The 12,823-nt window shown below is 41.4% G+C and carries 4 protein-coding genes; all 4 read left to right on the top strand.

Going from position 1 to position 12,823, the window contains the following annotated elements:
• The first annotated feature begins 1 nt into the window (after position 1).
• Positions 2-136: a 3-coathanger stack domain-containing protein gene (locus ACYVFA_RS23730; RefSeq protein WP_460470845.1), complete on the top strand. Its 135-nt coding sequence runs from the start codon at positions 2-4 to the stop codon at positions 134-136.
• A gap of 217 nt (positions 137-353) precedes the next feature.
• Positions 354-4,385, top strand: coding sequence for a hybrid sensor histidine kinase/response regulator transcription factor (locus ACYVFA_RS23725; protein ID WP_460474352.1), 4,032 nt, complete (start codon positions 354-356; stop codon positions 4,383-4,385).
• Between the two features lie 235 nt (positions 4,386-4,620).
• On the top strand, positions 4,621-4,992 hold the full coding sequence (locus ACYVFA_RS23720; RefSeq protein ID WP_460474351.1) for a LytR/AlgR family response regulator transcription factor: 372 nt from the start codon (positions 4,621-4,623) through the stop codon (positions 4,990-4,992).
• 64 nt (positions 4,993-5,056) lie between these two features.
• Positions 5,057-12,823 (top strand): ELWxxDGT repeat protein (locus ACYVFA_RS23715; protein ID WP_460474350.1); only part of this gene is annotated, 7,767 nt, incomplete at its 3' end.

The raw sequence follows: 12,823 nt of genomic DNA, 5'->3' as shown, positions 1-12,823 counted from the left end.
GATTAATGCAGATAATAAGATTATATCACCTGCCAATGTGACTTACAATGCGGGGAAATCGATTGTACTGAATCCGGGATTTGAGTCAGCAACAGGAAGTGTTTTCAAGGCTCAGATACAGGGGTGTAATAATTGATATGAGAGTATAGCCAGGTTTTTCAAGTCAATACAAATGCAACGCTTTTCAATATAAAAATTGGAAAGCGTTGCATTTGTATTTTGAACCAGTTTAAACTTATTTCTTTTAGTGTTTTAGCATTTCCAATCCTATAAAAATTATTCCTCCTGTCTTTATTTTGGATAATTACCACTTATGTTAATTATATTTACACTTCCTATAGCCTGTTCACTGCATGAAACGCCTTTTATATTTGTTTGGTTTGCTCCTGAACTTAGAATCGTATTCCCAATCAAGCCCCTGGCAATCAATCAGTATTGCAGAGGGTCTTTCGCAGGGGATGGTTTACGATTTAATGCAGGATAAGGAAGGCTTTATGTGGGTGGCTACAAAAGATGGGCTTAATCGATACGATGGGTATAATTTTAAAGTTTATACGCACGACTCTTACAATCCGTATAGTATCTCGGGTAATACTTGCACAGTCCTTTTGCAGGACACGAAAGGAAGAATCTGGATTGGTACAGAAAAAGACGGCTTAAATCTTTTTGACAGCCGGACACAAAAGTTTTATCATGCGCAGATTGCTGATAAAAACCAGAAAAATGCCGGAAACTACTCTGTCCTGACTATTAAAGAGGACAATGAAGGTAATATCTGGATTATTACCGATGCAGCCGATAAAATATATACGATTGCCCACACAACTAACCTTCCCGGGCAGGCAGACTTTTCTTCATGGATTCAAAACGCCACTTTCCCGCATAGGCCTGTGAGTTTTTTATCTGATGGTCATTATATGCGTTCACAGTACTCTTACTCATTGTATAAAAATCATGCAAATCACCCTTCAGCCGATGCAATTCTGACTACTGTCGGAAGGGTAGGAACTCCTATTATTCAAGACAAGCAGGGCCGTTTCTGGGTATTTAAAGACACAATGATTGAATGCTGGGATAAAACAGGTGTGAAAAAGATAAGCTCATCTTTAGAAAAGACGCTGAATGCAAATGTATTATCTGATGGAAGCATCGCTATTGTCAATAATGACTATTTATGGATTTTTCAACCAGACAGTTTATTAAAACTGAATAGATTAGATGTATCCAGTGCTTATGCTAAAATTCCCAATGGCAGAACCATTACGAGAATCATAAAAGACAAACTGGGCAATATATGGTTGGGTACTGGTGGGTTTGGGTTATTAAAATTTAATCCTTTGACCAAGCAATTCAGGTCTTACCTGCCCGATCATTCTCCGTCTATGCTTTGGCAAGACCAACAAGGACGTATCTACGTACATGGTAACTTCAATCCGGCCTATCAGTATTTTCAGCTCAATACGCATGCAAATACCCTTGAAGCTTTGCCTGTCAAAATCTCCGATAAAGCTACATTCACCCATCAATACCTGATACAAGACAAAAAAGGTCAGTTTTGGATGATATATGGTTTGATTGGCAGGTTTGAGAAGTTTCTGGCAAAATATTCAAAAGACTGGCAATTGATTGACGAATATCCTATTCCGCAATCAGAGTTAATCAAGGGTACTTATAAACTAAAGATTCATGAAGATGAGAAAGGAAATATCTGGCTGGGAATGACTGATGGAAACTTGTGGAAGTTTAATCCGGTCGATGAAAAATTCAGAGGATATTCCTTTAAAAACCTGCTTCCCCAGAATGGTTCCACTGTTGAAACCTATGCCATGTATCAGGATATTAACCATACTCTCTGGATTGGTACGCAAAAAGGACTCATTAAAATCACGCAATTACAAACGCAACCGCAATATGCTATTTTTAAAAATAGCACAGATGATAAAAAAAGCCTTAGTAACGACTTTGTTTCGGGCATGATAGATGACCCATTGCAACCAAAGAAATACCTGTGGGTCAGTACCAAAGGCGGTGGTTTAGAAAGGTTAAATAAGCAAAATTATACGTTTGAGCATTTTACAGAAAAACAAGGCTTACCTAATAAGGTGGTTTATGGGGTGCTTGTTGGTGACGATATAAACCTGTGGCTGAGTACAAATCGTGGAATAGCCCGATTAAATCCGAAATCACTTATCTTCAGCAATTTCAATAAATCAGATGGCTTGCAGGAAGATGAATTTAATACTGATTCTTATTTTAAAGCGCCAACAGGTGAGTTATTGTTTGGGGGTATCAATGGCGTCAATATTTTTAGAGCATCCGAAATCAATAGTGCCAAATCAACACCATCAGTAAAGTTAATTGGCTTAAAGGTAAATAATAAGCTTGTTGAGCCCACCGACGAAAACAGCTTGATTAGTACTTCGGTTGAATATCTTCAGAAACTGGATCTGGCTCATGACGAAAATCTTGTAACGATTGAGTTCGGTCTGATGGACTATACGAATTCAATAAAAAACCGTTTCCGTTATCAATTGAAAGGAATTGATAACGATTGGGTGGAGGCAGGAACTACCCGTTTTGCTAATTATGCCAAAATACCTTCAGGCAATTATACTTTTCAGGTAATGGGCACAACCAATGGCGAAGTCTGGAGTAAACCTGTTGAATTATCTATCAGAGTTCACCCACCATTGTATGCAACTTGGTGGGCTTACCTGATTTATGTATTGTTAGTTGCCTATATTGCCTATCGTTTATACCAGAATCAGATCAACAGGGTGCGTTTGCAAGCGCAATTGCTCTATAAAGACAAAGAAGCCGAACGGCTGACAGAATTAGATACGCTTAAAACGCAGTTCTTTACAAATATTTCACACGAATTCCGGACACCTCTGACACTTTTGCTTGGGCCTATCAATACACTTCTGATTAGGTATCCTAAAGAAACTGTTCTGCCTTTAATGCAACGCAATGCCTATCGGCTACTAAATCTGATTGAGCAATTGTTAGACCTGGGAAAACTCGAAGGGAAAGAAATGCAACTGAATAGGCAAAGCAGCGATATAGCCCGGTTTATCAGAATACTTGCCAGCTCTTTCAGTTCATTGGCAGAGCATAAGCAGATAAAATTTGAAATCAATATCTTGCCCGAAAGTTATATCACCCGCTTTGATACAGATAAGATTGAAAAGGTTATTACCAATCTGCTTTCCAATGCTTTTAAATTTACTCCCATAAGTGGTGCCATAAGCTTAACAGCAGGTCCTGCCTCTGCAAAGGGTGCAGAATTAAATAAGTCAGGTACAGAAATATGGCAGATAAAGATTACAGATACCGGAATCGGTATTGTACCGGAAAAACTAAACAAGATTTTTGACCGTTTCTATCAGGTTGAAAGCAATACCAATCGGAATTATGAAGGAACAGGCATAGGTCTTGCCTTGGTGAAAGAGTTAGTAACGCTCATGAATGGTGATATCAAAGTAGAAAGTACACCAGGGGAGGGGAGTACTTTTCTTATTCGTATTCCATTTGAAAAAATAGATTCGTCAGAAGTAATAAATGATTTACAGCCACAGAGAAAAATAGCAGATACTATTTATGTAGTAAATAAAATCAGCAGCATAACCGAAAGACATAATTCAAAAACACTACTATTGGTTGAAGATAATGATGATTTAAGAATCTATATCCGCTCGGTTTTTGAAGAAAATTATAACATAGCAGAGGCTGTTGATGGAAGAGAAGGGCTGGAAAAGGCGATGGAGTTAATCCCTGATTTAATTATCAGCGACCTGATGATGCCTCGTATGGATGGTTTTGAAATGTGTCAGCAATTAAAATCTGACGAAAAAACCAGTCATATTCCAATAATCATGCTTACTGCCAAAGCAGAAGTAGAACACCGGATTATAGGCTTTAAGATAGGAGCCGACGAGTACCTGACCAAACCATTCAATAGAGACGAAATTGTAGCACGGGTACAAAATCTGCTCGAAAAACAAACCCGACTTCAAGCCTATTTCAGCCAGTATATTGTCTCCCTACAACCCGATACCCAGAAAGTGCTTTCGGTTGAAGATTCTTTTCTACTTAAAATCAAACAGATTACCGAAGCACATTTGTCTGATAGCGGTTTTGGGGTAGAGCAGTTCAGCCGTGAAATCGGTATGAGCCAGTCGCAGCTTCTACGAAAAATGAAAGCCATTTCTAATAAGACCGTTGTTGAGTTTCTGAAAGATTACCGCCTTGAAAGGGCCGCCCAGTTAATCCGGAAAAACACCGGAACCATTGCTGAAATTGCCTTTGAGGTAGGTTATGAAAACCCCTCATACTTTACCAGATCATTTCAGGAAAAATTTGGTGTACTACCCAGCGAATATTAAGAAAAACTACCTGATAAACCTCAAAATGAGGCTTTTTTTATGCCCATGACGAAAATCTGTCAGGACTTGACGGATTTTTACTACCCATTGCTCCCTCCAAAAAATCAATTTTACATACCTTTTAATGGTAAAAGATGTAAGAGGAGAAGACCAAATACATTACTTGACGAAGCTATGTACTTCTCCTTTTTACTTTTCCCATAAAGGTATTCTGTAACCCCTTATATCTTTTACCATGAACAATGAAATGTACATTACCATTAACAGGCATTTGGCTGTCAGGCCCAGTCAGATATTAATGCTCAAAGCTGACATCAATTATACGCATATATTCTTGAGTGATGGCAGCTCCGTGACCTCTTCCCGCACCTTGGGGATCTTCGAACAACGCTTATCAAACCAGGCTTTTTTCAGACTCAACCGCTCAGTTATTATTAACCTCAATTTTATGGTCGATTTCGAGATGGAGTATGCCACTATCCGAATGGAGAACGACGAAGCAATTGCTATTTCAAGAAGAAGAGTCAAGAGTTTTTTGAAAAAATCTAAGTCTATCCGTATCAGAAAAGTTTCCGGCGAGAATCATCATCAAGATTTTAAGCTGTAATGATTTTGCGGTTTTTTTTTAAACCACCCCCATAAAACACACTCATAATCGATTCATTGTTACTATGAATATACTATTTACCATTAAAAGAGGCTTTTTGTTACTCCTGTTGTCGGGGACTGTAAGCTTGATAGCAAATGCCCAGAGTGTCGGTCTTCTGAAAGACATTAACACGGTTATCACTAACAATGCCAGTAACCCCGAATTCTTTGCCAGTACAGGCACTCTCATGTGCTTTGCAGCTACTACCGATTTGGGCAAAGAATTGTGGGTGTCAGATGGTACCTCAGGAGGTACTATGCTTTTAAAAGACATCAACCCCGGAACTGCCTCTTCAAATATTGCTAACCTTTTTGCCTACAACGGTATTATTTACTTCAGCGCCACCGATGGCGTAAATGGCACCGAATTGTGGCGAACCGATGGTACACCACAAGGAACCTATTTGTTTAAAGACATAAATGCAGGCTCTGGTAACTCTAGTCCGGCAGGATTTACCGTCGTTAATGGCATCCTGTTTTTTTCGGCAGCTAATGCTGCAAATGGACAGGAATTATGGAAAACAGACGGAACCGTAGGCGGAACGGTGATGGTAAAAGATATAAGAGGTGGCGCAGGTGGTGCAGAAATTGGGGGGCTGACAGCCTTTAATAATAAACTTGTTTTTACGGCAAGTGCATCAGATTTTGACTCTGATCCATACATAAGTGATGGTACCGCAGGCGGTACTTTTAAGTTAGCCAATATTAACCAATCCGGAGATACTTACCCGGGTGGGTATTACAATGCCGGGGGGCTTTTGTATTTCTCTGCACATAACTATTCAAATAGTTACGAACCCTGGGTAACAGATGGAACGCAGGCCGGCACAAGAATGCTTAAAAATATCAACCTTCAATCTGCTCCTTTTGTAACTGATGCCGATAGCTATCCGGGGTATTTTACTCTTTTCAATGGGAATGTTTATTTTTCAGCCGATGACGGTCTGTCTGGTCGTGAATTATACCAAACCGACGGAACAAATGCAGGTACAGTATTATTAAAAGATATTAATCTTACAGCCGATGGCTCAGGTACAGAAGGCTCAGACCCGAAAAATTTTATTGTTTACAACAATACCTTGTATTTTACAGCCACAGATGGCACAAATTATGGCTTGTGGAAAACGAATGGAACAGCAGGGGGCACGGTATTAGTAAAAGCATTGATTTATTTAGAAAATCTTTTCATTTTTAATAATACCCTGTACTTTACACAGTATGATGCCGTAAATGGTACAGAATTATGGAAAAGTGACGGAACTACTAATGGAACTGTATTAGTAAAGGATATGAATCCGGGTACAGCAGACTCAAATCCGCAGAATTATTTTGTCTTTGGCGGCAATTTCTATTTTGCTGCGGTTGATGCTGTGGGCAAAAATGAATTATGGAAATCGGATGGGACTAATGGGGGAACAACTTTTGTAAAAGACATTAATCAGATATCCGGCAACTCTAACCCGGGATTGTTTACGAACGTAGGAAGCCAGTCTTTTTTTATTGCCAACGATGGCACAAACGGAGCGGAATTATGGAAGACCGACGGCACCAACGCAGGTACTACTATGGTAAAGGATATTCGTAGTGGTTCGTCCGGTACAACTGTTTCGGGAACAGTTACCGTCAATAATACCTGGGTGGGAGCTTTAAATAACGGGAGCTCAGGACTCTGGAAAAGCGATGGTACCGAAAGCGGTACATCATTGCTCAAAGCACTCAACTTTTATTACGGAGTATTTACTCTGTTTAATAATCAGGCTTATTTTACAGCAAAAGATGGGGCTAACGACTATGAATTATGGAAAACGGATGGTACCGTAGCAGGAACTTCGCTGGTTATTAATCTTGAGCCAACTAACCGTAGCTCAGTTCCTAAGAATTTAATAGTATCAAATAATTCCCTGTTTTTTACTGCCAGCGGCGGAACAAATGGGTATGAGCAATTGTATAAAACAGATGGTACAGCCGGTGGCACAGTGATGGTGAAAGATTTTGGCTATGGCGAACCGTCAGATTTCGCAGACCTGAATGGTATATTGTTATTTCAATTATACAGCGCTCAACTCTGGAAAAGCGATGGAACAGAAATAGGGACCGAACTGGTAAAAGAAATATACCCCAGTGGATTTGCTTATCCTTCTCACCTTACCAAAGCAGGTAATTATGTTTTTCTTTCTGCCAACGATGGTGTGAATGGTACAGAATTATGGAGAACCGACGGGACAGCTGCGGGAACCATAATGCTAAAAAATATCAATACGACTACGGCCACAGCGAGCTCATCGCCAGATAAACTGATTGACATCAATGGCACGCTTTACTTTGTGGCAACCGATGGAGTAAATGGGAGAGAACTCTGGAAAAGTGACGGAACTGCCAATGGCACAGTAATGATAAAAGACTGTAATAATACCAGCACTGATTCAAATGTTGATAACCTGATTAATTTTAACGGAACACTCTATTTTACTGCCACCAATGCCTCTGGCGCAAAAAGATTATGGAAAACAGATGGGACATCAGTCGGGACAGTAGAAGTGAATGGGCCAAGTGAGGTGGTAGAAATGCTACCCACTAATATATCTGTTTTTGGAAATAAGTTGATTTTTTCAGGTCAGGATGCTGAGGCAGGCGTAGAACCTTTCATTTTCAACCCAAGTGGTATTCCGAATCCTTTGGTTACAGACCAACCGGATAACCTGACTATCTGTTCAACAGGAAGTGCTTCTTTCACCATAGCGGCCGATAATGCCACCACTTATCAATGGCAGGTAAAAATAGGAATTGCTGCTTTTACCGATTTAAGTGAATCCGGCGTTTATTCGGGAGTAAATACTGCTACCCTGAATATAAGCAATGTAAGTGGTCTTAACGGCTATCAGTACCGATGCGTAGTATCTAACGGCTTTATCAACATCAACTCAAATGCTGCTACATTGGTGGCTAATACCCCGACTTCCCCAACCAGTGTTGTTGCCAACAATACTAACCTTTGTTCGGGTAATCCGGTTTCATTGTCAGCTACCTGTAGTGTGGGTACAGTGCAATGGTATAATCAGGCATCAGGGGGGACACTTGTTGGCACGGGTTCTCCACTAATTCAAAGCCCAATGGCAAGCACTACTTATTATGCCGCCTGTAAAAATGGTTCCTGCGAGGGCAGCAGAGCAGCTACAAGTATAGTAAATGTAGCTACATCTCCGGCTTCGCCCACAGGTGTTGCGGCCAGCGATACATCTATTTGTAATGGCAGTAGTGTAACTTTAACAGCTACCTGCGCCACTGGAGCCGTGAAATGGTATGCTCAGGCAACAGGTGGGTCGCTTATTGCTTCCAGCTCTCCACGGGTACTATCACCTACATCAGATATTAGTTATTATGCGGCTTGTAACGACGGAACCTGCGAAAGTGTCAGAGTTCTTGCAGGAAACATTACAGTAAATGTTCAGCCAACTACTCCTTCGGCTGTCTCATTCAGCCAGACGAGTATTTGTGAGGGCATAAGCATCACCATGACCACCAGTTGTGCTACCGGAACTATCACCTGGTATAATCAGGCAACAGGCGGCAGTATCATTGGCACGGGTTCGCCATTTACGCATAGCCCTTCTTCTACGACAAGATATTATGTTACCTGCAAAACTGATTATTGTGAAAGCAGTGTATATACTTCTAGCCAGATTCTTGTTACTCCGGTACCGCTCCCGACAGGTGTATCTGTCAATAATACTGCTATTTGTTCTGGACAGTCGGTAACGCTTACAGGTACGTGTAGCTCAGGTACAATACGATGGTATACACAGGATACGGGCGGATCTAATATATTGACAGGTTCTCCGGTCTCTCATAACCCGACTGTCAATACCACTTACTATGCTTCGTGTAGGGTCGGGTCTTGTGAAAGGGAAAGAGTCGCCACCAATGCTGTTACCATAGCTTCTGCTCCGGGTAATCCAACAGGTGTTTCTGTGAATACTACAAACGTTTGCGTGGGTGAGAGTGTTAGTCTGACGGCTACCTGTGCCACAGGAACTGTGAACTGGTATAATCAGGCTACCGGTGGAAGTAGCATTGGCACAGGGTCACCCTTAAGCCAGAACGTTGCTGCCAGCACTACCTTTTATGCTTCGTGCAAAACCACTTGTAATGAAAGCAGCCGGATAGCTACCAATCGGGTACTGGTAAGCAGAACTGATGGTGGACTAGCCGCGCCTCTGAGCAGTTTTTCATCGGTAGTTCAGAATAATATTTTCTTCTATAAAACAACCATTAGTCAGGGCATAACTGTCGATTCCATGGCAGTGATTATAAGTTCCAGTTTTACAGGTGGAGCAAGGGTAAAATTAGGCATTTACTCAGATAACAGCGGAGTTCCAAACACGCTTCTGGCAAGTTCTTTAGGAAATTCGAATACTTCTTTACCCACCTTACCTATTGGTACAAGTAAATTCCCGCTCGTATCTAATGTCTACCTGAATGCAGGTTCATACTGGATAGGCTTTGTTTTGAGCAGTGGGGAGCAAGTATTGTATAATACCTTGGGAGCAAACGCGGGTTATTATAAGGCACAGACTTTCAGCAATGCCTTACCAACAACAATGACCGGACTGTCAGCAAACGCTAATCAGGAATTTAACGTATATTTTTCAGGAAATGTAGATTGCGCAATCCCCGGTGTGCCTACAAATATAGGTGCAATTCCTAACAGTATGTGTGCAGGGAACACACTTACTCTTTCAGCTACTTGTGCAACAGGAGTAGCAACCTGGTACCCTGTTGAAACTGACGGTTCGGTTCTGGGAACAGGGTCGCCTTTGATACTTACCCCTACAATTAGTACGCTTGGCTCAACACAGCCTTTTGATTACTATGTTTCATGTAAAAATGGCGTAAATGAAAGTAATCGGGTATTCGTCGGTCAGGTATCAGTTACTGCAGTTACTGCTCCCGGAAATATAAGTTCAGATAAGCCTGTCTACTGTCAGGGGGAAAGCATTACATTAACGGCAAGTTGTGCTCAAGGAACCATTCGCTGGTACAACCAGGCAACAGGAGGAAGTATCCTCAGTACTGCGTATAGTTTAACCTTACCTGCAGGATTGCAAAGTTCAGCTACTTATTATGCCACCTGCAATGTGTCAAATTGTGAATCAGGTCGTACTCCCGAATTAGTACGTGTGGGTACTCCTGCTCGGAAATATGTAAAGTATGATGCCGTAGGGACCAATAATGGTACCAGTTGGCAAAATGCTTATACAAGCCTGCAATCGGCTATAGAGAATTCTTGTGCCGGAACTGAAATATGGATAGCCAGAGGTACCTATCATCCGTCTTTACTTCCTCAGGACTCAACAGATAACAGATATAAAACCTTTCAGCTTGAGGCAGAGTTGTTGATTTACGGTGGGTTCAGAGGCGATGAAACTTTACTGTCTGAAAGAGATGTAGCAGCAAATCCCACTATTCTGAGTGGTGACTTCAATAACGACGATGCGATTTCAGGAGAGGGGAATACGCTATCTATAACCAATAATACTGAAAATGCTTTTCATGTAGTCCTGATAGGTGGGCCAGTTTCGGGCGGAGTAATTGATGGGCTTATCATAAAAGGAGGTAATGCTTCAGGCTCTGTAAATAGCGTTAATGGCTTCAGTGGAGGATTGATTTATTATGCCGGACCAAATTTACCTGAAGGTCAATATAGTTTAACAGTCAACAATGTAACATTTATCGGGAATAGTTCTACTGATCTCGGTGGGGGTATGCTTATTAGCGGAGGAGGGACTCAGATAAAAAACTCCAGATTTATAAAGAATCAATCTGGTAAGGGTGGGGGAGTAATTATCGCAGGGCCTGTTAATTTATCAGATGTTATCTTTGAGGGAAACCGTGCTTTAAATGAAGGTGGAGGAGTATTTGCTGTATATTCAGCTGATGTTATTATTAACCGGGCATATTTTAAGAATAATTTTGCAGTAAATTTAGGAGGAGGTTATTCACACGAGACAGGGGTTGGTAAAATTGATAATTCGGTATTTTCTGGTAATTCTGCGGGTTACGGCGGAGCTATTTTCATTACATCAATTAATAATTTTAGTATTACTAACGCTACTATCGCAAAAAATACGGCTACGAATGGAGGCGGGTTGGTATATAGTAACTCAACGACCATTAACCTTAAGAACACCATCATCTGGGGTAATACCGCTTCAGTTTCTACTAATAATGCAGGGTATTTTGCACACCCAATTGCTAATTATCCGGTAGGTACGCCAACATTGAATCAAACGAATTCATTGATTCAGGGGTTTGGCAGTGCTAATGGAAACATAGATGCCAACCCATTATTCAATAACGAAAATGATGCCGATGGGGCAGATAACCAATTCTTTACGGTTGATGATGGCTTTAACCTGACAGCCTGCTCACCTGCCATTAATGCCGGAACAAATACAGGTATTGAAACAACAGATATTTTAAATAATATTCGTCCTTTTAATAGTGGTACGGCTGATATTGGCGCTTTTGAATACTCAGGGCTACCCGTAGCGACCAATGTGTCAATCAGTCATACTTCAATTTGCAGCCCTACTACCATTTCTTTAAGTGCCTCTTGTGCCGTGGGTACAGTAACCTGGTACAATCAGGCTACAGGAGGCAGTGCCATAGGTACGGGCTCACCATTGAGCCAGAATGTTTCTGCAACTACTACATTCTATGCATCTTGTAAAGATGCCTGTGGTGAAAGTAGCCGGACTGCTACCCAGCAAATTGTCTATGGAAGTATAATTGCCCCAACAATCACAGCACCCAATCCAAAAGTAGTATGTGCACCAAATACCTTGACCTTGACAGCGAGTGGATGTGGCGGAACAGTAAACTGGTCAACAGGAGCAACAGGTACAAGTTTGATACTATCAAGTGCAGGTACTTATAGCCTATCGGCAACTTGTACCGTTGGTAGCTGCACAAGTGTGGCAAGTTCGGTTATAACAGACCTGATAGTTTTAGACCAGCCTGCTCCACCAACGATTTCTGGCCCAAATCAAAAAGTAGTTTGTGGTATTATTGAAAATACTACTGGATTAGATTTACAGGCAAGTGGCTGTGCAGGAAGAGTACAGTGGTCAACCGGTGCTACTGGCAATCGCCTTTTTATAACAGCACCTGGTACCTATGCTGTATCAGCTAATTGTACAGTCGGGTCTTGCAGGAGTGCAGAAAGTGCACTTGTCACAGGAATGGAAATTATTCCTCCGGTGACACCTCCAACTATTATAGAACCAGATCAGAAAGTAGTTTGCTGGCCAAACACAATCACCTTAGTTGCTACTGGCTGTGCAGGTACAGTTACCTGGTTCGATGGTTCATCCGGCACAAGTATTACCCTTTCATCTATAGGTACTTACGGTATTTTCGCAGGGTGCACAGAAAGATTTTGCGCAAGCGGCGCGAGTAATGTAGTAACGGGTTTAGAGATTGTTTCTCAACCATCTGCCCCAACTATTAGTACCCCAAGTCCAAAAGTAGTGTGTGCACCAAATACATTGACCTTAACGGCCAGTGGATGTGGCGGAACAGTGAACTGGTCAACAGGAGCGACGGGTACAAGTCTGATACTTTCAAGTGTAGGCACTTATAGCATTACAGCCACTTGTACATTGGGTAGTTGCACTTCTCCATCAAGTCTGGCAGTTACAGGTTTACAGATTGTTACGCAACCAATTGCGCCAACAATCACTGCACCCAATCCAAAAGTAGTGTGTGCGCCAAATACCTTGACTTTAACA

It is taken from the genome of Emticicia fontis, assembly GCF_054779675.1.
This window is presented reverse-complemented; position numbering and strand designations above follow the sequence as displayed.

Coding starts and splice junctions, on each gene's coding strand:
- ACYVFA_RS23725 (WP_460474352.1), top strand. CDS start 354: ATGAAACGCCTTTTATATTTGTTTGGTTTGCTCCTGAACTTAGAATCG.
- ACYVFA_RS23720 (WP_460474351.1), top strand. CDS start 4,621: ATGAACAATGAAATGTACATTACCATTAACAGGCATTTGGCTGTCAGG.